The sequence below is a fragment of the Mucilaginibacter kameinonensis genome, from assembly GCF_003675385.1.
Lineage (GTDB): Bacteria > Bacteroidota > Bacteroidia > Sphingobacteriales > Sphingobacteriaceae > Mucilaginibacter > Mucilaginibacter kameinonensis.
This window is the reverse complement of sequence record NZ_RCWZ01000005.1, coordinates 531,288-551,936: the sequence shown is the minus strand read 5'-3', so window position 1 is coordinate 551,936 and position 20,649 is coordinate 531,288. Positions and strand designations below refer to the sequence as shown.

Below are 20,649 nucleotides of genomic sequence, written 5' to 3'. Positions count from 1 at the left end.
GTTACAGGTTAATGTAATATCTCAAACTTTCACAAAGTTCGTCAGCAGTGCAAACATTATCAATACTAAACTGGCCTATGCGTGTCAGTAAGGTGCAATTAATCTCGTCGCCTACGTTCTTTTTGTCCTTTTTCATATTAAGGAGTAACTCGTTAAAGTTTTCTTCTTTAATAGTGTATTTAGGGTAAAGATCGGTTAATACCTTAACAATTTCATGAAGTTCGTCTGAAGTCAATCCCGTCTTTTTATGAGCAAGGTATGATTCACAGATCATGCCTATAGCTACAGCTTCGCCGTGCGATAGACTATCCTTATCATGCAATAAAGAGTAAGTTTCAACGGCGTGCCCTATAGTATGCCCAAAGTTAAGTGCCTTACGGATACCTTTCTCATGCGGGTCCTCGATAGTAATCTCATTCTTAATCTCTACCGAACGATGAACAAGCTCAACTGATGGATTTTTGAGATCGCTGTTTTTTAGATTATTCCAATAGGCAGCGTCAACAATTAAACCGTGTTTAAGCATTTCGGCAAGACCTGAAAGGATTTGTCGTGCCGGAAGGCTTTGTAAAAACTCATGGGCGATAAAAACAGCTTTGGGCATAGTAAATGTACCGATGATGTTTTTGATACCATCAACATCAATACCTGTTTTGCCACCAACCGATGCGTCAACCTGCGAAAGCAGGGTAGTGGGCACCTGTACAAAATCTATCCCTCTTTTATAGGTAGATGCAGCAAAACCGCCCATATCTGTAATAACACCTCCGCCTAAATTGATCATCAGGCTTTTACGGTCGGCACCAAAATCAATCAGCATTTTCCAAACACCAACACAAAAATCAATATTCTTGCTTTCTTCACCAGATGTGATCTCTATCAGGTCGTAATTATTAAAGCCGGTAAGTTTGCTTGTTAATAGTGGCAGGCAGTGCTCGCCTGTATTTTCGTCGGTTAAAATAAAAAATTTGGAGTAGTTGCCTTTTTTAATAAAATCAACTAACTCATCAAGGCTATTGTTAAAATAAACCGAGTAATTATCGCTTAGAATAGTGTTCATTATTATATTACTATAATTTTATTCCCATCGAACTCCACCGTGTCACCTCTTTTTACTTTAAGGCGTTTGCGGTAGTCAATCGTGCCGTTATACTTCACGAGACCCTCAGTTACAACTATTTGTGCCTCGCCGCCGGTTTGTACTAAGTTCACAGCTTTGAGTAGCTGGATCATTGGGATAAAGTCCCCTTCTAACTTAAATTCGATCATGGGATGGCAAAAATAAACTATTCATGCAATTATGAGTTATCATTTTATAATTTTGCAGATGACCTCTTTTGAAACTAACAATAATCAAGGGCAAAATACGCCCTCATTCGAAAATACAGAAATAGCATTTCGCCATTCATCCAATACCGATCTGAACCGGGCTTACTGGCTGTTCAGGATGATCAATATCAACTTTTTAGTAAAGATAGGCCCTCCAGTCACCAATTTTGCCATGAAGATTGGTTTACCGATAAAAAGCATTATCAAAGCTACGATATTTAAGCACTTTTGCGGCGGCGAAACCATTGCCGAATGTGACAATACCATTAAAAACCTTTACAGCGGCCGGGTAGGTACTATTTTAGATTATTCGGTAGAGGGAGAGGAAGAAGAAACTGTATTTGACAGTACCCGTGATGAGATCATCCGTACCATTGAGCGTGCTGCTAAAGATAAAGCCATCCCACTAACTGTATTTAAAATAACGGGGGTAGGCCGTTTTGGTCTGCTTGAAAAATTAGATGCTCGTCTTAAATTAAACGACACAGAGGAAGAGGAGTGGAGAAGGGTACAAGCCCGAGTGTTGGCCATTTGCGACAAAGCCTTTAAAAACAATGTGCCTGTAATGATAGATGCCGAAGAAAGCTGGATCCAGGACACCATCGATCTTTTGGCGCTTACCATGATGACGCAGTTTAATAAGCAAAAGCCTATAGTATATAATACCTATCAAATGTACAGGCATGATAAGTTGGCTTCAATGTTAAATGACCATGCCATAGCTCAAAGTGAAGGATTTATACTGGGTGCGAAGATTGTGCGCGGTGCCTATATGGAAAAAGAGCGTAAACGTGCTGAGGAAAAAGGATACCCTTCGCCAATTCAACCTGATAAGAAATCTGCCGACCTGGATTATGATTCGGCACTTGATTACTGCACCAGCCATATTGAACAGATCGCTTTTATTGCAGGTACACATAACGAAGAAAGCTGTCGTTTGCTGGCCGAGCTGCTGGACAACAAAGGCATTGATCATAAGCATCCGCATGTTTATTTTTCGCAATTGCTGGGCATGAGCGATAACCTCAGCTTTAACCTGGCTGACGCAGATTATAATGTAGCTAAATACGTGCCATACGGACCGGTTAAGGCTGTGTTGCCATATTTGTTCCGCCGGGCACAGGAAAATACGGCTATAGCCGGACAAATGAGCCGAGAACTTAGCTTAATAGCTAAAGAAAGAAAACGCCGAAGCGCTTAATTTATAGAGACCAGTAAAAGGGAGCGTTTATTAAATTAAGTGCTCCCTTTTTGCAAATAGCTGTATAGTATCCGGCGCCGTCATTAAAAAGGTTTGAATGCCCAGTTTTTTGGCAGCCTCGAGGTGTTGCGGACTATCGTCAATGAATAAAGTTTCCTCAGGCTTTAAATTATTCTCTTTTAATACTTGCTCAAAAATAGCCTGCTCTGGTTTGCGCTTACCTGTAAGGTGCGAGTAGTATGTTTTTTCAAACAGGTGATCGTTACCATCAAAGCCAAAATCGGTTTTAAGATAGTTCATGATATAATCAAAATGGATAGCATTGATATTGCTGAGCAAAAAGGTGCGGTACTTATCTTTCAACTTTAACAGCAAATCGTGGTTGCCTTCAGCAATTCCAACTAAAATACTGTTCCATGCGGCATCAATTTGCGCATCGGTAAGCGAAGGGTTGCTGGTTTTTTCTCTTACGTACTCCCTGAATTGGGCAGCTGTAACTTCGCCGCGATCAAATTTATCAAAAATTTCATCCTGGGTTTTGTGACCAAAAAAAGTTTCGGGGTTGGCGATACCTAACTGATTCCATGCTTGTTGTACATTGGCGAAGCTAAGACTGAATATAACGTTACCATAATCGAAGATGATATTTTTAATATTTTCCATAAAAAGAGTTTGAGATATGGCCGCAAATATGTAAAATTGCACCCGCAAACAAAAACAAAATAACCGCGCCTATAGCTCAGTCGGTTAGAGTAGAAGACTCATAATCTTTTGGTCCCTGGTTCGAGCCCAGGTGGGCGCACAGGGTATAAAACCCGCTTTTTACGTATGTAGAGCGGGTTTTTTCGTCTTACACACGCGGGTCAGGATCCCCTGCAGCACCGTGGCTGTTATTTATCTTTACTGGATTTACATAGTTTTTTATTGAACCTGGTGTCTCCATGTAAATAAATACGTAACTGGATTGCATCATAATTTACGTTAATTATGACGCCGCTGTAAGTACGAGAGCTTATTCGCACCATGAAAAAGCAGACGCTATTTTCAATATGAAATACATTGTCTATTCGAAAAAAGGGAAGAATGTTTACCGGCTCGCCCCATTTTGTTCCAAAGGCAGATCGCCAAAAAATTGAGATTAAGGACAGGTTTAATCTGTAAAAAACATAAAAAGAAGTGATAATATTATAAATCCCTTGTCCGTTAAATTAGCAATATTTGTATTGTGGTAAAAAAGCTGTTCGTAACCTTCTTAATGGTGTTGTACCTGGGAGTTTCTTCCGGGGCTACGCTGCATTACCAGTACTGCATGGGCAGATTGGTAAAGGTATCGCTATGGCATAGTCACACTGATAAATGCCATATCTGCGGAATGGATCGCAAGGCAAAAGCAACCGGGAAATGTTGTACGGATCAACATCAAAAGCTTAAATCCGAGAAAAGCGGCTCTATTACTTACAGTCAGCTTACGTTTGCAACAGGAGATGCGCTCCCTGTAGTATTGCCTTATGTATCTGTAGATTACATTTATGTGCCGCTTACCATTCAGTATCCGGTAAGTAAGGCACCACCTGCTCCATCAGGCATACCTGTATTTCTACGTAACTGCAATTTTCGTATCTGATCTTCTTTTATCCTTTCTTCAGGCCTGAGGAAACCTGCAACCTTACGGGTTGCAGCCAATACTGAAGCTTCTTTAATCCAATCGTTTCCTGCATAGCAGGAACGCATCATTTATTCTAATAAAAACTAAAAAATGAAAAGTTTTCAAATTTTCGCATGCGCCGTTATGATGTTATTATTCGTATCACAGGTAAAAGCGCAAACCAATTCATCAAAAGATGCTGTACTGACTGCCTATTACGGTGTGAAAAATGCATTGATCAGCGGTAATGCAACCACAGCTAATGCCAAGGCTAAAGAATTTCAAACTGCAGTAAGTGCCGTTCCTGCGGATCAACTGACCGAAGCTCAAAAAGACAAATTATTGTTTGATGCGCGTCATATTGGCGAAAGCAATGATATTGCCCATCAACGCGAACATTTTGCGAACCTTTCGGAAAACATGTACGCGCAGGTCAAGGCCGGTAAGTTTAACAGCGCCCCGGTTTACCGCGACTATTGCCCGATGAAAAAGTCGTACTGGCTAAGCGAATCTTCCGCTATCAAAAATCCTTACTATGGCAATCAAATGTTAACCTGCGGCGAGGTAAAAGAAACTTTACCAGCCACTAAATAAATGCAAAACACCGGGGTGCGAGCCCCGGCGTTCCTACTACGATGAAGAAGTTTAATTTATTGATTTGCCTGTTTTTACTTGTTCAGGCAGCTTCGGCCCAGCACGCCATGATGGGCATGAAGCATAATACAAAGGACAAGCATCTGCCGCTTTATACCAGGATTGGAAAGCGGGTGATCTATCATTTGTATATTAATGATACCACCGTCAATTACACCGGGAAAAGCCGGCCGGCAATGGCTATCAACGGTAGTATTCCCGCGCCAAAACTGGAATTTACCGAGGGTGATACTGCAGAAATCTACGTGCACAATGAAATGATGATGGAAACCTCCATTCACTGGCACGGACTGATCCTACCTAATCGTTATGATGGCGTTTCGTATCTGACAACAACTCCTATCGAAGCCGGGCAGACCCATCTCTTCAGATTTCCGCTGGTACAACATGGTACTTATTGGTATCATTCGCATACTATGACGCAGGAACAAAGCGGGCTGTACGGTGCTTTTATTATCCACGAAAAACAAAGGGCTCCGATAAAAGAATATACCTTATTGCTGAGTGACTGGACGGATGATAACCCGGAACAGGTACAGCGCAGGTTACACAATGCTTCTGATTGGTATGCCATCCGAAAAGGCAGCACACAGGATTACCTGCAAGCCATCCAAACAGGTCATTTGAAAACAAAACTCACCAACGAATGGAAACGGATGACCGCGATGGATGTCAGCGATGTTTATTACGATCGTTTTTTCAGTAATGGTAAGGTAGGGGATTCAGCACCGCAATTCAAGGCCGGCGAAAATGTAAGACTGCGTATTATCAACGGCAGTTCTTCAACTTATTTCTGGCTCGGCTGGGCAGGCGGCAAACTCAAAGTAGTTGCCAACGATGGTGAAGATGTGCAGCCTGTGGAAGTTGACCGGATGATTGTGGGTGTGGCCGAAACCTACGATGTAGAAGTGAAGATACCCAAAAACGGCAGCTATGAATTTTTGGCTACCCCCGAAGACCGGACAAAATACACGTCACTATGGCTGGGCAGCGGCACTAAGCATCCTGCCTTAAAGCTGCCCAAACTAAAATATTTTGACGGCATGAACATGATGAACGGCATGATGGATATGCAGGGCAATATGAAGGAAATGGAAGGAATGAAAATGACCAACCAGGTGATGGATATGAACACGGTCATGTACCCCGAGATCGGACAGGGAGAACCACCGGTAACGCTGAACTACGGGATGCTGAAATCCATTCACCCAACCACCTTGCCGGAAGGGTCGACCAAAACGCTCAACTTCGAGCTCACCGGAAACATGAACCGTTATGTATGGACGATCAATAACAAAACGGTTTCCGAGTCGGACAAGATATTGATCAAACAGGGCGAAAATGTGCGCATCATTCTTTACAACAATACGATGATGCGACATCCCATGCACTTGCACGGCCATTATTTCCGGGTATTGAATGGGCAGGGCGAATATTCACCTTTAAAAAACACATTAGACATCATGCCGATGGAAAGGGACACCATCGAGTTCAGGGCTACCGAAAGCGGAGACTGGTTTTTCCATTGCCATATTCTTTACCACATGATGAGCGGCATGGGCCGTATTTTTAGCTACGAAAATTCACCTGCCAACCCCGAGGTGCCCGATCCGGTGGCTGGCTTCAAAAAAGTAGCGGCGGACGATAGAAAATTCTACGCGGCTGCCAAACTTGGTTTAGAAACCAACGGCAGCGACGGCAATGCGGCTTTAGCCAACACACGCTGGAAGTTTTCGACCATGTGGCACCTGGGCATAAACGACAATAAGGGCTACGAAAGCGAGACGATGCTCGGTCGTTACTTTGGCCGGATGCAATGGCTGTACGGTTATGCCGGATTTGATTACCACTATAAGAAAACTAATGAGCAAGAGAAGAACCTGTTCGGTCAGGTTAGCAATAAGAACAATCGTCATACTGTAGTTGCTGGTTTGGCTTATACCTTGCCGCTTCTTTTCGTGGCCGACGCCCGTATCGACGGAAATGGTAAACTAAGGTTCCAGTTGGGGCGCGATGATATCGCTTTAACAAGCCGTTTGAGATTCTCGGTTGTAGGCAATACCGATAAAGAATACAGCGGCGGCTTACGTTATATTGTCAATAAAAACTTCTCTGTGTCAAGTCACTATGATAGTGATATGGGGCTGGGGGCAGGAATAACACTAACTTATTAAAATTATGGAACACCTATCTTAACATTACTGTTTGTACAAACTAAAGATTAAGAAAAATCATATAGCCCAGGCGGGGCCGCACCCTGGCAAAGAGCTCCACGAAGGTGGGGCTCTTTCTGTTTATACCCTGGGTGAAGATGGTAACCTTTAATTTACTTCTGTCTTTCCGCTGTTTTTTTTCTTGGTGTTCATTTGCCATTCCTGTTGCCTTTCCCTGGAAGGATTTTGGCTAAGGTGCATAATGTCAATATTTTATTTACAAAGTTTACATTTTTATTTACAATCCAAATTCCTCGTACTGAATGACATCAAAGTAATTTTGTTGCGCCGACTTTAAGAGGACATGAAAAATAAAAAGATGTCTTAAACGGTCCTCATTTATCAGTAGATAGATCGATGTTAATTAAACCTAAAAAGAAATGAAAAAAGTAATTTATGCGATGATCTTACCGCTGGTTGTGGTAAGCGGATTTGTATTTGCAAACCATGAAATTAAAAATGACACTTCTAAAAAGTTAACCTCAAAGCCGCTTTCTGCTGCTGAAAAGGAAGCTGCATTGAAAAAATGGGAAGCAAGCCCCGATGGTATAAAGTACAAAAAATGGGAAGCATCTCCGGAAGGTGAAAAAGTGTATGCCGGTGCGGCTAAAATAAGGAGGTACATTAGAAATTATACCAATATGGAGGCAGTTGTAACTTCTCTTTCTCTTCCGCCAGGCTCATTATTAGGTTTCGGGGTAATGGCCAGGATTAATGGTGACGATTATATTCTTAGGTTTGACGATGAGCCACAGCAGCTAAATAGCCTGAAGGTTAACGACAAACTGATTATAAAAAGCCACGGCGTATCGTATGCGCCTAAGTATGCATATCCAATTGTATCGGGCGAATATGTAGAACGAGATGGTAAAATACTTTATAAGCATGCCCCCGCAAAGGTGGTTGCTAAGTACAAGTATGTAAATTTAGAAATACACGCGTATATGTTTGCCTTTCATGTTTGAAAGAAATTCAGGCTAACACGCAATCTTCATTTCAAGTACATAAAACAACTAATTGCTGCAATTCATTCATAAAATGGTTCGAGAGCTGCATATTTAGTGCACGGAAATAAAAGCACTTATGACGAAAATCTAAGTGCTTTTTTGTTTGCAATACTCAAAAGATTAATAAGAAGAAATGTTTATTATAAATTTATAATTATCAATATTTTAGTGCTGGTAATGTACCTCGCCTATAATTAGCCCATGAAAAAGCTCCTCTTATTGCTTCTCGCGTTGTTTCCTTTGTTCGCGCAAGCCCAAACAGATTCTGTATTGGTTTTATCAGACGTGCACGTTGATTTGAATTTAAAGCCGGATGTGTTTTATCATAAAGTAGATACCGATACAGCGCTTTTTAAATCGGCGACGAAAAATGCAGGATCAGGGAAATATACTTTCGTTATTATGCCAGGTGACCTTCTTTCGCACGGGGACAATCATACTGAAGCGGATATGGGTAAAACCTTCAAATATGTGGTAAATCATGTTCATCTAATTGATAAAAACGCGGTCATTTTGCCAGCTTTAGGGAATAACGATTGCGCACAGCATAACACACCAGATACCACAACTTACCGCATATTTTATAATTCACTGCTGGCGCGTATTGACCACAATAATCATATCTATAACACTTTTAAAAAAGGAGGCTATTATACTTATGATAAAGGCGATCTGTCTGTCATCGTACTCAATACCTTACTTTTCGCATTCGGGCCGGATAGCGAGGCAATAAAAGAGTTGGATTGGTTAAAGAAAACGTTGCGTGAGGATAGTAAAAAGCATAAAAAGGTCTGGATGGTTTACCACATCCCACCAGGAACAGATCGTTATGCCGACGGGCCATTCTGGCATTCAAATATTAAAGAACTTTACCTAAGTATCATTAAAACATATGCTTCAACCGTAAAATTTCAACTGGCAGGGCATACCCACATGAACGATGCTGAACTGATCTCTGATCATGGAAAGTTAATTTCATATGTGGCTATAGCACCTGGATTGGATACCAGGAACCAAAATAACCCCGGTTACCAGGTTATCCATTTCAATAAACGGGATAAAGCGGCAAATGAAATACGAACTTATTATACCAGCGGTTCAAATCCTTATCAGTGGCAGTCTTTTAGTTTCCGGGCGTTAGATTTTAATTTCCTCCGCAATTTTAAAGCTGAAAGCGTGCAAGGGATAAACTTTGTTAAAGATTACTCGATGCAAAGGGGGACAGTGATATCAAGCAAGAAGCAGGAAATTGTATGGAATGAAAAGTTTAGTACGGATTCTCAGGTTAAGTAGTGGTTTATAAGGAGGGGACATTTATTTAAACACCCCTAAATTCTAATGGTGTTTTACCTGTTTTTTGCTTGAAAAGCTTGTTGAAGTATTGGGGGTATTCAAATCCAAGGGTGTAGGCGATTTCCACTACGGATTTGCCGGTATTTAGCAATATGTTTTTGGCTTCCTCAATCAAATAATAATGAATGTGATCTTGGGTATTTTTGCCCGTTTCTTTTTTGAGCAGGTCGCTTAGATAGCCTGGAGATAGGTACACGTGTTCGGCAAGTTGCTTTACTGTGGGTAAGCCTTTTTCACTAATATCGGTTTGCTTAAAATAGTCTTTCAGAATATTTTCCACCTGCGTAACTACCGCGTTATTGGAGTTTTTGCGGGTGATGAATTGCCTGCCGTAAAAACGGGAACAATAGTTTAACAGCAATTCAATGGTGGATACAATTATGGACTGGCTGTGGATATCGATATTCTCCTTTAATTCGGTTTCTATTTTTGATACACACTCCATTAGCACCTGGTTTTCTTTTTCAGAGAGGTGAAGCGCTTCTGATACTTCATACGAAAAGAAACTATAATCTTTCATCTTATCGTTCAGCGTTGTTGCCCTGATCAGATCGGGGTGGAAAAACAAGCCCCAGCCGGCTACTATTGCTGTAGGTTCAACTTCCTTTTCCAGTTCAAGCACCTGGTTGGGCGCCATACAAATCAAACTACCACCCTGAAAGTCAACAATCTTACAGCCGTACCTAACGTTATTCCTATTGTAGTTTTTGCAGATCAACGAATAGAAATCAGTAGAAAGCTTGATTTCGTCCTGTAAATCCTCGTTTACCCGGCTAAAATCAACCACCGCAACCAAGGGATGCCTAACAGCGTGATCAAGCTGAAAAAAGCGGAACAAGTCTGAAATGGTTTGCAGATGGAGGAATGTGCTCATTAATTGTAAATATAAACAATAGCGCCCTCGCACAGGCAAGGGCGCTATCAATTTAAAGTCCGAATTGTGTTTTTATAGTTCCCATAAAGCTTGCATCGTCTGCCTGGAGACGGTTCGCAATTGTTTCCCTTGCGTCTTCCCCTGCTGTATACCTTAACCTGGTGGTACCATCGGTAGCAGCTTCATAAATAACATCGGCAACAACGCTTGCAGGTGAAGCGTGCTCAAAAAAGGCAGGCATTCCGGCCAATACTTTTCCAGCGATTGACTGATATTCGGTCAAACTCTCGTCATTGCTAAAATCAAGCGAACGGCCGGCGAAATCGGTAGCTATGGCACCTGGTTCTATGATTTTTACTTTTCCACCAAATTCTTCTACTTCGTAGCTTAGGGATTCTGAGATACCTTCAACCGCGAATTTTGTTCCGTGATATAACGTGCCCAATGGGAAGGTCATTTTTCCGCCAATAGAAGAAATATTGATGATCACACCGCTTTTGTTAGCGCGGAAATGGGGTAGAAGGGCTTTGGTAACGTCAACAAGTCCGATGACATTGGTGTTGAACTGGCGGATGATTTGATCCCTTGTAAAAGATTCCAGGATCCCGAACGCGCCGTAGCCTGCATTATTAACCAGTACATCTATCTTTCCAAATTTTTTTATGCCTTCATTTACTGCGTTTTGGATAGATTCCAAATCCAATACATCGAGCCTGGTAAGCAATAGGTTATCTGTTGCATTTAATTCTGTTTGTTTTTCCGGTTGCCGCATAGTAGCAATAACGTTCCATCCTTTAGCTTGAAATAGTTTGGCAGTTGCCGCACCGATACCACTGCTGGCACCGGTTATTAATATGGTCTTGTTCATCTTATTTGTTTTTAAATAACGATGTAAAGTTCCGGGGAAACATGGGGCGGGAGATAATACAAACTCCGGGGATTTGTATGCTTTTTCCGGTAACTGCTGTGATTAGTATAATTATCGCGGGTGCTGTGATGTGTTTAATGGCTATAGTTTCCTTTATGTTAAAGCAGCATTAGTGCCAATATGAAAATAATTGCGGACAGGCCATGAAAAAAATTATAAATTGAAACCGTCAATTTATCTGCCTATGTACCGTAATGTTTTTGTCGCTTTACTGCTTGCTGTCCCGGCTATTGTATCTGCACAGGAAAGGAGGAAGCATGCGACCCTCCCCAATGTAATCTATATTTATGCCGATGATTTGGGTTATGGAGACCTGAGCTGTTACAGCAAAACCGGAATCCGTACACCCAATTTAGATAAACTGGCAGCTTCGGGTATCAGGTTTACCAATGCCCATGCTACTTCTGCAACGTGTACGCCATCAAGGTATGCTTTAATGACGGGTAAATACCCATGGCGCCAAACAGGAACTGCTATCCTGCCCGGAGACGCAGCACTGATCATCCCCACAGATAAAACTACTTTACCTAATCTTTTCAAAAAAGCCGGATACAAGACCGCAATTGTGGGTAAATGGCATCTTGGTTTAGGAGAAGCGGTTGCCAAGGATTGGAACGGCGAAGTAAAACCTGGCCCCAACGAGGTGGGTTTTGATTACTCGTTTATTTTTCCCGCTACGGCCGACCGTGTACCGACTGTATTCTTAGAAAATCATAAAGTACTGGCATTGGAAGCCAACGATCCTATATCTGTTGATTATAGTAAAAAGGTTGGTAATGATCCCACTGGTGAAGAACATCCTGAACTGCTCAAATTAAAGTCTTCGCCGGGACAGGGGCACAACCAAACCATTGTAAATGGAATAGGCAGGATTGGTTATATGAGCGGAGGGAAGCTGGCCCGCTGGACAGATGAGGAATTATCTTCTACTTTCCTGGCAAAAGCCGAAGGCTTTATTGAAGATCAACGTAAAGCCACTTTCTTTCTGTATTTCGCCCTCACCGAACCTCATGTCCCCAGGATGCCGGCAACACGTTTCAAGGGCAAGAGCGGGCGGGGCCTGCGCGGTGATGCCATACTGCAACTGGATTGGACGGTTGGTGAAATAATGAAGCAGCTAAAGTACCTCGGCCTGGAGAAAAATACGCTAATTGTTTTCAGCAGCGATAATGGGCCTGTACTTGACGACGGTTACCAGGATGAAGCGGAAGAAAAGTTTAAGGTGCATCCGCCGGCCGGCCCGTTGAGGGGAGGGAAATACAGTGTGCTGGAAGGAGGTACCCGTGTTCCGTTTCTTGTTAGCTGGCCCGGTAAAATTAAACCTCAGGTATCATCGGCAATGGTGAGCCAGATTGATCTTATAGCCTCTTTTTCGAAACTGATTGGCCAGCCAATCCCGGCAGGTGATGCATCTGATAGCGAAAATGTACTTGATGCCTTGCTTGGGCAAAACAAAAACGGGCGTTCTGTACTGGTTGAACAAGGTATTGGTAGCAGTATCGCCATTGTAAAGGACGGATGGAAATATATTCCACCTAATAACGGCGATGCGGTTATGAAGCTGGTAAATATCGAAACCGGAAACCTGGCTCCGCCTCAATTATATAATTTAAATGAAGATATAGGCGAGCAAACTAATCTCGCTACAAAATACCCCGATAAAGTGAAGGAACTGGCTTTGCTTTTAAGTAATATCCGGAATAAGTAATAGATAAACAAGATATCATCAAAACATGAAAATATTTCATACCATTAGCCGCAGACCAAATGGGGCAGGTAAAACCTGGATGTTGTTAGCAATAACTATTTGTTCCTTTGTTTATACGCATGCCCAAACCGCAAAGCGCTCGTTAGCGCTTGAAAAGATTAAAGGTGAAAAACCAAGAAACGTTATTTTTATTTTGACCGATGATCACCGTTTTGATTTCATGGGGTTTACTGGTCGTGTGCCATGGCTCAAAACGCCTAATCTTGATAAGCTATACCATGAAGGAGCATGGTTTAAGAATGCATTTGTAACAACGTCTTTATGTTCGCCCAGTCGCGCGTCGATATTGACTGGTGCTTACTCGCACGTACATACCATTGTAGATAACAATGCGCCCGAACCGCCAAACCTCACTTATTTTCCGCAGTACCTGCAGAAAGCCGGGTACCAGACTGCCTTTTTTGGTAAGTGGCATATGGGAAATGATGATGACTTTCCTCGTCCTGGATTTAATCATTGGGAGAGCTTTAAGGGGCAGGGCGTTTACTATAATCCTACGCTGAATATCGATGGTAAACGTGTAACATACGGCGACTCCACCTACATTACCGATCTGTTGACAGAACATGCATTGGGATGGCTAAAAAACAGGGATAAATCAAAACCATTCTTTTTATATCTGTCCCATAAAGCGGTGCATGCACCTATGCAGCCTGCTAAAAGGCATCTTGGATTATATAAAAACCTGAAATACCCCTTACCATCCACTTATTATCAAACCCAGACAGATGAGTATAAAAAACTGGGCTGGCCAGAATGGGTTAAGCAACAACGGTACAGCTGGCACGGTGTAGATTACATTTATCATACACACCAAAACGTAGAAGAATTAGTGCAGTCATACTGTGAAACCCTAATGGGTGTTGATGAAAGTATAGAGGAAGTGATGGACTATCTTAAAAAAGAAGGATTGGATAAGAATACTTTGGTGATTTACATGGGTGATAACGGTTTTAGCTTTGGCGAACACGGCTTGATAGATAAACGTCATTTTTATGAAGAGTCGGTAAAAGTACCTTTCCTGGTGCGTTGTCCTGACCTTTTTAGTGGTGGTAAAACCATCAATAAAATGGTACAGAATATTGATGTAGCGCCAACCATTTTACAGGCTGCTGGGTTACAGAAACCAGCCAATATGCCTGGCAAATCATTTATACAATTGCTTAAAGGAGATTCCACAAAATGGCGGGATAAGATTTTTTATGAGTATTACTGGGAGTATGATTTTCCGATGACGCCGGTTATTTACGGCGTGCGAACTGATAAGTTCAAGTATATCCGTAATCAGGGCGTTTGGGACACCAACGAACTTTATGATCTGGAAAAAGATCCGGCGGAGCGAGTGAACCTTATTGGCAAACCCGAATACGCGGATACGGTAAAGAAAATGGCAAACGAACTTTATGACTGGCTTGAGCAAACAGGAGGGATGCAGATCCCGTTAAAGCGTACTGTAAAGCATCCTTTCGGTGATTACCGGCATCCGGATAATGACTAAAAGTGTTGCTTGTTTATTGGAAGCCGCTTGCAATGGCGTCCAGGTAAGCTGGGATATTTGATTTTTTAAATTCAATATCCCGACATTGGTTAAAATGTACAAATGCTTTCAGGGCACTTATAATCTTTGTTATCGCGGTTTCATCCAATTCCAGATCTTCAAAGTGCAGGTTATGAACAATCAATACTTTTTGTTTGCGGTCGGCTTTGGCATCCATTCTGGCAACAAAGGTATCACCGACCAATATGGGCAGACTAAAGTATCCGTACTTACGTTTGGCTGCAGGTACAAAGCATTCTATCTGGTAGTCAAAACCAAAAAAATCTTTTAAACGATGACGAAATACATTCAGGATATCAAAGGGGGATAGAATGAATGCTTCGCCGGACAGTTCAATGGCCGTCGGTTGATCGGGCAGCATATAAAGCTGGGCACTTTTCAATCCTTCTATTTGAACAGTGAGCAATTCTCCCTCGGTTACCATTTTTGCAAGCTCCTGTTTAACCAGGTTGCCTTTTACATAGCGGGCCCGCCAGGCCATCTCTTTGGCATAGGCGATGCCTAATGCTCGCAGCGTTCTCCTGATTACAAAACGCGCGTATTCCTCATCTGTAGGTACAGTGAGGTCGGTTTCTTCTGGTACCATGTTCATGGGCAAGTCATACATCTTATGAAAAGCCCTGGTGCGGGTGATCATGAGTTCACCATCAAGGTATAATCGTTCAAGGGCAACCTTCGCGGGGCGCCAGTCCCACCAGCCGGAACTTGCCTGCACGCGGTCATTTTCAAAATCGCCGACCATCAGCGGCCCCTCGCGTCCTACCCGGTCAAGTACCTGTTTCATCAAATTTATTTCCTGCTTATCGGTTGTTTTATGCCTGTTGGTAAAGGCTTGTTTAACCGGGAGGGAAAATCGGAAATCATGCATAGGCAAATAGCCGGCATCGGAGGTAAAGTATTCAAAAATTAGGCCATCTTCCGTGAGCTCTGCCAACCAACTTACTTCATAATCCGGGATACGCGCAGCCATTACATGGTGATGAGCCCGTTCAACCACATAGTTTGTATCAAGTTGCACAAAGCCAAGTTGATCTATCAAACGGTAAACGGCTTCGCGGCCGGTTCCGAACTGAGCCTTTTGGGCCAGTCCGGCTGCATGCAGAATGATTTTACGGGCCTGCGACGCGGATAGAAGTATTGGTTCCATTGCAGCAAAGTAATAAAATAATCAAATAACGAAGGGCTGTTAGCTATTCTTGGGTTTATGGCAGAGTAATATCCCAGTATCTATCAGGAATACTCAAAATGCTCAATAGCGGGGGTATCAATAATTGAATTAATGAACATATCCATTTTAGCTGAACGTCCCTGAAGCTGCCATGTTAAAAAAATGTATTCGCCATCTTTCACTCTTTTAATCAGCTTGAATTTAAGCCTGTGATGCCTCATCATATTTTCACATAATTCGATGCCATTTGCCGAGATCGCACATTTGATTTTAAATGTTTTAGACTGGTTATAGTAGTCAATCTTCTTTTGAAAAAAGGGAAGTACAGCCAATATGAACAAGATCATCACACTGGCACATCCGGCCGCTAAGTAAAAACCTGCACCGATACCCATACCTACGGCAGCGACAGCCCAGATGGTAGCTGCTGTGGTGATACCATTCACCCGGTTTTCGCCCCTGAAAATTACACCTGCACCGAGGAAGCCTATCCCGGTAACAACGTTAGACGCAATCCTGTCGGCGTTATTAGGCGCACCTATAGCCATTGACATCAACGTGAAAAAACACGCGCCAAATGATATCATGATGGTCGTGCGGAAACCTGCAGCTTTACCATGGTATTCCCTTTCTGCACCTACAAGCCCTCCCCATAAAAGAGCCAACAAAAACCGGATCAGAATCTCTGTATTAAAAGCCATTGTTTGAATATATCTGATTATAATCGAATATATGACTTTTATAAATATTTCGGTCTTTCGAATTCATAGACCGAACTGTCACTATCTGCTATAGTGGTAAACACCTGGTCCAACAGTGATTTTTTGGTAAGTTTTACCTTGAAAATCAGGGATAAATATATCGGCTGTTGTGTTTTGAGGTATAGTGACATTCATGTTCAACTTATTAGCTATGATTTCCCATTTGCAGGAAATACTGCCGTAGGGACATTCATATTTCCCTTCGGCCCATGAAAGGCCGCCGCCAATTACCGGTTTAATTAGTATTTTTTTATAGCCTGGAGCAGCGGGTATTATACCAGCTATATTGCGATACATCCAATCGCCAATGGCGCCGTAAGCGTAATGATTATAAGAGTTCATGGATGGCTCTTCAAAACTGCCATCGGTTTTAATGCCGTCCCATCTTTCCCAAATGGTAGTAGCTCCCTGTTTAATTGGATATAACCAGGAAGGATAGGTGTCTTGTAATAGCAATTTATAAGCTACGTCGGCATAGCCAAATTTGCTTAACGCGTCGCAAAGATAGGGAGTCCCCAGAAAGCCCGTTGTTAAATGACCGTGATATAATTCAATATTTTTAACAAGCCGTGCCGCCGCCTGTTGTCGTAAATTAATCGGTAACATATCAAACTCCAGGGCCAACACATAAGCCGTTTGTGTGTCGGACGAAATGAGGCCATTAGCGGTAACATATTCGTTTACAAAAGCCTGTTTTATTTGAGTTAACAGCTTTGCATAATATTCTTCATCGGCCTTTTTATTTAAAACTTTGGCGCTATTGATCAGTATTCGGGTTGAATAGGCATAAAAACACTGGGCTATCAGGTATTTATTGGTTATGGCAGATATTCCGTCCCTGTCGTCATTAACGCTGTAAAACAGCCAGTCGCCAAAATGGTTACCCGTTACCCATAAACCGTTTTTGGTCTGTTTTTGGATATAATTAACCCAGGCTTTCATACTTTGAAATTGGTTTTCCAATATTTTTTTATCTCCATAGGCGTAGTACATATTCCATGGGATAATAGTTGACACATCTCCCCATCCCGAACTACCTCCAACCTCATCTTTGCCATTTGTAAATACATCTGGGATCACGTAGGGAATGCTGCCACTTTTATACTGATCGGCGGCAACGTCCTTTAGCCATTTGGTGAAGAAATTATGCACATCCATATTAAATGCAGCAGTACGTGAAAACACCTGTGCATCGCCTGTCCAACCCAAACGCTCGTCACGTTGCGGGCAATCTGTAGGCACATCCAGGAAATTTCCTTTCTGCCCCCATTGAATATTATGTTGTAATTGGTTGAGCAGCGGATTAGAGCAGGAAAAGCTACCGGAAGCTTTCATGTCTGAGTAGATGGCTACCGCGGTAAAATCATCAGGATTTAAGGGGCCTTTAATACCCTTGATTTTGATATATCTAAACCCTTGCCAGCTAAATTGGGGCTCAAAGGTACGTCTGACAGTATCTTTTAATATGTAGATATTCTCAGCTTTTGCAGCACGCAGGTTTTCTGTATAGAACTCGTCAGCTTTATCAAGCACCTCCGCGTGTGCAATTTTGATAGAATCTCCGGCATTGCCTTTTAGGGTAACTTTAACCCATCCAACCAGATTTTGCCCAAAATCAATAACTTTTTCGCCACGTGGAGTGGTTATGATTTTTATCGGTTTAAATACCTCGTGTTGTTTTACCGTTTCATTATATGTAGCTACAAGGGTGTTTTTAGAGAAGGGTATTACATGTACCGGAAGCCAGTCCTGATCATTAAAAGCAGGATTAGTCCATCCGGATTTTTCCAGCCGGGTATCGATAATGCAGCCATTGTAGATCTCGGCAAAGCGCAAAGCCCCTGTTGATGATTTCCAGTTCTGGTCTGACGATATAATTTTTGTTGAGCCGTCTGTAAATACAATTCTGATCTCCATCAAGAGGGCTGTTTTATCGCCGTAAAAATTAGCTCTTGGCGTATATGGCCCCAGCGGGCTTCGGTACCAACCGCTTCCGAGTGTGACACCAATGGCATTTTCTCCTTCGGTTAGTAATGAGGTAACGTCGTAGGCCTGGTATTGTAATCGTTTGTTATAGCTTGTCCATCCAGGGGTAAGGAAGCTGTCGCCTATTTTATGACCGTTTAGCTGCGCTTCATAAAATCCGTGTGAAGTTATGTAAGCAGTCGCTTCCAGTACCGTTTTATTTAGTGAAAAACTGTTTCTGAGTAAAGGGGCAGCGGCATTAACGGTATCATTTGATGCCGGTACAATCCATTGAGCATGCCAATCTGGAGCTGATAATAATCCCATTTTCCAAAATGCTTGTTCGCTCCAGTCCGAGCAAACTCCCTTCGTATCCCAAATCCTTACGCGCCAGAAATACTTATGACCCGATAGCAATGATTTACCGGAATAGGGGATATAGACGGATTGGTCGGAGTTTATTTTACCACTGGACCATAATGGTGAATGATTGTTGTTATCAAATGAGCCTGAATCTACTTGCAATTCATAAGCTTGTTGTAAAACTGGCTTGTTATATTTCTCTGTAAGTTGCCAGCTAAAACGCGGATTCTGCGTATCAATGCAGATTGGGCTTTTCATGTTTTCGGTCAAAAGATTTTTTACAGCTATTTGCGCCGATGCTGTATACCATGAAAATAAAAGGCACCCGATAAGAAGTGGTGTTCTCATAATTTGATGTGAAGGTTCAATCAGGAAATTGGTTGTTAAAAATAAAGCAGGATAGTAATTAAACTATCCTGCTCTGTCCTGAAATTGTTGAATAAGTTCGGGGATTATATGCCCGATTAAATTGTTTCTTATTTGCCTTTAAGCTGAACCATAACTCGTATGGTTTGAAAAATGATGCCTAAATCGTTGTTGAAGTTTATGTTTTTCAAATAAATAAGATCGTAACGAACACGGTCGCGCATTTCCTGAACGTTTTCTGCATAACCATAATTTACCTGGCCAATAGAAGTAAGGCCTGGTTTGAGTTTGAATAACTTATGATAATTAGGCGATTCCTCTATTAGCTGCTCAATAAAATATTGACGCTCTGGTCGCGGACCCACTATAGACATGTCGCCTTTCAGAACGTTCCAGAATTGAGGTAGCTCGTCTAACCTTGATTTGCGTAAGAATGAGCCCCATTGCGTAATTCGAGGGTCTTTATCTTTTGACAGCATTGGGCGCCCAGCTTGCTCAGAATTTACATACATGCTCCTGAACTTGTATATGTTGAAGGGTTTGTGGTTCCTACCAATTCGTTCCTGGCGATAGAAAACGGGGCCTTTTGACGTTAACTTAGTTGTGATAGCCAACGCGATAAACACAGGGAGTCCTGGGATCATCACAAACAGCGAAAACAGAATATCGAAACAACGTTTGAAGAAAATGATCTTCAGACTAATTTCAATGGAAGACGAAAGCTGTATAACCGGTAGATTTTCGTAATTGACTATGCTGGCATAACTGTTCTCCAGCACAAGGTCAGAAACCAGTTTGATTTTAATATTATGCTGATCGCCCAGGTCGACAAGCTTTCTTAATAAAAGCTGATCTATGTACTTATAACAGATAAACGCTTCGTCAGGCCTTGCTTCAAGAATCTTATTAAACAATACTTCATTGGGCTGGCTTTCAAGCATATCTTCAGAGATAGTTGTAATAAAGTTATACCCATACTCCGGATGTCTTGAAAATGATTTTTTCACCCGATTGACGATATCGGTGTTCCCAACTATAATAACATGCTTGATGTTGTAGCCTTTTTTGCGGATATAGTCGAGCGTGAAAAAGATCAGCGAACGTTGCGCAACTATCAGGATGAAAAACAACAGGTAAGTGCAGAACATTACCATCCTGCTTACCTCATATAGTTTAAAAAAGTAAACTATTCCAAGAACCATCACCAAGTGATAAACCATAGATGTCATGAATTTGCTTAGGTTGTCACTCAGCATCAAGGGACGCTTTATGACATAGTTTTTAGTTACCGAAGCTATTGTGACCCAGGTTAGATTAACTAATAATAAAAAATCAATTGATTGAATTTCGGATGAGTAGAACGTAAATATAAATAGATGAGCACATTGCAGCGCGATATTTAATAATAATAAATCACAAAAAAATGTGAATGGCTGAAGTAATTTAGAATAACGCATTTGCGATCAAGGTTAAGTTATGCAAATATAAAAATTTTT

General features: G+C 41.9%; 17 protein-coding genes and 1 tRNA gene. 9 read left to right on the top strand and 9 right to left on the bottom strand.

Annotation, left to right across the window (positions count from 1 at the left end; translation table 11 throughout):
• Position 1: 1 nt before the first annotated feature.
• Together aroB and EAH55_RS25395 are read right to left on the bottom strand one after the other, a co-directional pair.
• Positions 2-1,060, bottom strand: coding sequence for a 3-dehydroquinate synthase (gene aroB / locus EAH55_RS25400; RefSeq protein WP_121812122.1), 1,059 nt, complete (start codon positions 1,058-1,060; stop codon positions 2-4).
• Positions 1,061-1,062: 2 nt separating this feature from the next.
• On the bottom strand, positions 1,063-1,269 hold the full coding sequence (locus tag EAH55_RS25395) for an RNA-binding S4 domain-containing protein (protein WP_121812121.1): 207 nt from the start codon (positions 1,267-1,269) through the stop codon (positions 1,063-1,065).
• A 58-nt stretch (positions 1,270-1,327) separates the two neighbouring features.
• Between EAH55_RS25395 and EAH55_RS25390 the strand changes: the two genes are divergently transcribed.
• A complete protein-coding gene (locus tag EAH55_RS25390) occupies positions 1,328-2,530 on the top strand; it encodes a proline dehydrogenase family protein (RefSeq protein WP_121812120.1) in 1,203 nt (400 codons plus the stop codon).
• A gap of 30 nt (positions 2,531-2,560) precedes the next feature.
• On the opposite strand, the gene EAH55_RS25385 is transcribed toward EAH55_RS25390, so the two are convergent.
• Complete coding sequence (locus EAH55_RS25385; protein WP_208644933.1) at positions 2,561-3,193, bottom strand: HAD family hydrolase; 633 nt, start codon at positions 3,191-3,193, stop codon at positions 2,561-2,563.
• Between the two features lie 65 nt (positions 3,194-3,258).
• Between EAH55_RS25385 and EAH55_RS25380 the strand changes: the two genes are divergently transcribed.
• The 6 genes from EAH55_RS25380 to EAH55_RS25355 all read left to right on the top strand — a co-directional run bounded on the left by EAH55_RS25380 (position 3,259) and on the right by EAH55_RS25355 (position 9,342).
• A tRNA-Ile gene (locus EAH55_RS25380) sits at positions 3,259-3,332 on the top strand.
• A 423-nt stretch (positions 3,333-3,755) separates the two neighbouring features.
• The gene (locus EAH55_RS31065; protein ID WP_162997037.1) at positions 3,756-4,154 is read left to right on the top strand and encodes an HYC_CC_PP family protein; all 399 of its coding nucleotides are present in this window, start codon (positions 3,756-3,758) and stop codon (positions 4,152-4,154) included.
• Between the two features lie 132 nt (positions 4,155-4,286).
• Positions 4,287-4,769 carry a DUF3347 domain-containing protein gene (locus tag EAH55_RS25370; protein WP_121812117.1) on the top strand — a complete coding sequence of 161 codons (483 nt, stop codon included), beginning with the start codon at positions 4,287-4,289 and terminating at the stop codon, positions 4,767-4,769.
• A gap of 41 nt (positions 4,770-4,810) precedes the next feature.
• Positions 4,811-7,003: a multicopper oxidase domain-containing protein gene (locus tag EAH55_RS25365; RefSeq protein ID WP_121812116.1), complete on the top strand. Its 2,193-nt coding sequence runs from the start codon at positions 4,811-4,813 to the stop codon at positions 7,001-7,003.
• 419 nt (positions 7,004-7,422) lie between these two features.
• Positions 7,423-8,007, top strand: coding sequence for a hypothetical protein (locus EAH55_RS25360; protein WP_208644932.1), 585 nt, complete (start codon positions 7,423-7,425; stop codon positions 8,005-8,007).
• Between the two features lie 243 nt (positions 8,008-8,250).
• Positions 8,251-9,342 carry a metallophosphoesterase family protein gene (locus EAH55_RS25355; protein ID WP_121812115.1) on the top strand — a complete coding sequence of 364 codons (1,092 nt, stop codon included), beginning with the start codon at positions 8,251-8,253 and terminating at the stop codon, positions 9,340-9,342.
• 25 nt (positions 9,343-9,367) lie between these two features.
• Here the strand turns inward: EAH55_RS25355 and EAH55_RS25350 are convergent, their stop codons facing one another.
• Both EAH55_RS25350 and EAH55_RS25345 read right to left on the bottom strand, forming a co-directional pair.
• Positions 9,368-10,276, bottom strand: a complete 909-nt coding sequence (locus EAH55_RS25350; protein ID WP_121812114.1) for a helix-turn-helix domain-containing protein — start codon at positions 10,274-10,276, stop codon at positions 9,368-9,370.
• A 52-nt stretch (positions 10,277-10,328) separates the two neighbouring features.
• Positions 10,329-11,144, bottom strand: a complete 816-nt coding sequence (locus EAH55_RS25345) for an SDR family oxidoreductase (RefSeq protein WP_121812113.1) — start codon at positions 11,142-11,144, stop codon at positions 10,329-10,331.
• Positions 11,145-11,388: 244 nt separating this feature from the next.
• Between EAH55_RS25345 and EAH55_RS25340 the strand changes: the two genes are divergently transcribed.
• Positions 11,389-12,912, top strand: a complete 1,524-nt coding sequence (locus tag EAH55_RS25340; protein WP_121812112.1) for a sulfatase family protein — start codon at positions 11,389-11,391, stop codon at positions 12,910-12,912.
• A 25-nt stretch (positions 12,913-12,937) separates the two neighbouring features.
• Positions 12,938-14,470 carry a sulfatase family protein gene (locus EAH55_RS25335; RefSeq protein ID WP_208644931.1) on the top strand — a complete coding sequence of 511 codons (1,533 nt, stop codon included), beginning with the start codon at positions 12,938-12,940 and terminating at the stop codon, positions 14,468-14,470.
• A 13-nt stretch (positions 14,471-14,483) separates the two neighbouring features.
• Here the strand turns inward: EAH55_RS25335 and EAH55_RS25330 are convergent, their stop codons facing one another.
• The 4 genes from EAH55_RS25330 to EAH55_RS25315 form a co-directional block, all read right to left on the bottom strand.
• Entirely contained in the window at positions 14,484-15,677 is a 1,194-nt protein-coding gene (locus EAH55_RS25330; protein ID WP_121812111.1) for a winged helix-turn-helix domain-containing protein, read from the bottom strand.
• Between the two features lie 83 nt (positions 15,678-15,760).
• Complete coding sequence (locus tag EAH55_RS25325; protein ID WP_121812110.1) at positions 15,761-16,399, bottom strand: MgtC/SapB family protein; 639 nt, start codon at positions 16,397-16,399, stop codon at positions 15,761-15,763.
• An 81-nt stretch (positions 16,400-16,480) separates the two neighbouring features.
• Complete coding sequence (locus tag EAH55_RS25320; protein ID WP_121812109.1) at positions 16,481-19,135, bottom strand: glycoside hydrolase family 78 protein; 2,655 nt, start codon at positions 19,133-19,135, stop codon at positions 16,481-16,483.
• A gap of 128 nt (positions 19,136-19,263) precedes the next feature.
• The gene (locus EAH55_RS25315; RefSeq protein ID WP_121812108.1) at positions 19,264-20,610 is read right to left on the bottom strand and encodes a sugar transferase; all 1,347 of its coding nucleotides are present in this window, start codon (positions 20,608-20,610) and stop codon (positions 19,264-19,266) included.
• Between the last annotated feature and the right edge of the window lie 39 nt (positions 20,611-20,649).

What these genes read in the sequence shown, in the direction of transcription:
- aroB (WP_121812122.1), bottom strand. Translation starts at nt 1,060, where the DNA reads ATGAACACTATTCTAAGCGATAATTACTCGGTTTATTTTAACAATAGC.
- EAH55_RS25395 (WP_121812121.1), bottom strand. Translation starts at nt 1,269, where the DNA reads ATGATCGAATTTAAGTTAGAAGGGGACTTTATCCCAATGATCCAGCTA.
- EAH55_RS25390 (WP_121812120.1), top strand. Translation starts at nt 1,328, where the DNA reads ATGACCTCTTTTGAAACTAACAATAATCAAGGGCAAAATACGCCCTCA.
- EAH55_RS25385 (WP_208644933.1), bottom strand. Translation starts at nt 3,193, where the DNA reads ATGGAAAATATTAAAAATATCATCTTCGATTATGGTAACGTTATATTC.
- EAH55_RS25370 (WP_121812117.1), top strand. Translation starts at nt 4,287, where the DNA reads ATGAAAAGTTTTCAAATTTTCGCATGCGCCGTTATGATGTTATTATTC.
- EAH55_RS25365 (WP_121812116.1), top strand. Translation starts at nt 4,811, where the DNA reads ATGAAGAAGTTTAATTTATTGATTTGCCTGTTTTTACTTGTTCAGGCA.
- EAH55_RS25360 (WP_208644932.1), top strand. Translation starts at nt 7,423, where the DNA reads ATGAAAAAAGTAATTTATGCGATGATCTTACCGCTGGTTGTGGTAAGC.
- EAH55_RS25355 (WP_121812115.1), top strand. Translation starts at nt 8,251, where the DNA reads ATGAAAAAGCTCCTCTTATTGCTTCTCGCGTTGTTTCCTTTGTTCGCG.
- EAH55_RS25350 (WP_121812114.1), bottom strand. Translation starts at nt 10,276, where the DNA reads ATGAGCACATTCCTCCATCTGCAAACCATTTCAGACTTGTTCCGCTTT.
- EAH55_RS25345 (WP_121812113.1), bottom strand. Translation starts at nt 11,144, where the DNA reads ATGAACAAGACCATATTAATAACCGGTGCCAGCAGTGGTATCGGTGCG.
- EAH55_RS25340 (WP_121812112.1), top strand. Translation starts at nt 11,389, where the DNA reads ATGTACCGTAATGTTTTTGTCGCTTTACTGCTTGCTGTCCCGGCTATT.
- EAH55_RS25335 (WP_208644931.1), top strand. Translation starts at nt 12,938, where the DNA reads ATGAAAATATTTCATACCATTAGCCGCAGACCAAATGGGGCAGGTAAA.
- EAH55_RS25330 (WP_121812111.1), bottom strand. Translation starts at nt 15,677, where the DNA reads ATGGAACCAATACTTCTATCCGCGTCGCAGGCCCGTAAAATCATTCTG.
- EAH55_RS25325 (WP_121812110.1), bottom strand. Translation starts at nt 16,399, where the DNA reads ATGGCTTTTAATACAGAGATTCTGATCCGGTTTTTGTTGGCTCTTTTA.
- EAH55_RS25320 (WP_121812109.1), bottom strand. Translation starts at nt 19,135, where the DNA reads ATGAGAACACCACTTCTTATCGGGTGCCTTTTATTTTCATGGTATACA.
- EAH55_RS25315 (WP_121812108.1), bottom strand. Translation starts at nt 20,610, where the DNA reads ATGCGTTATTCTAAATTACTTCAGCCATTCACATTTTTTTGTGATTTA.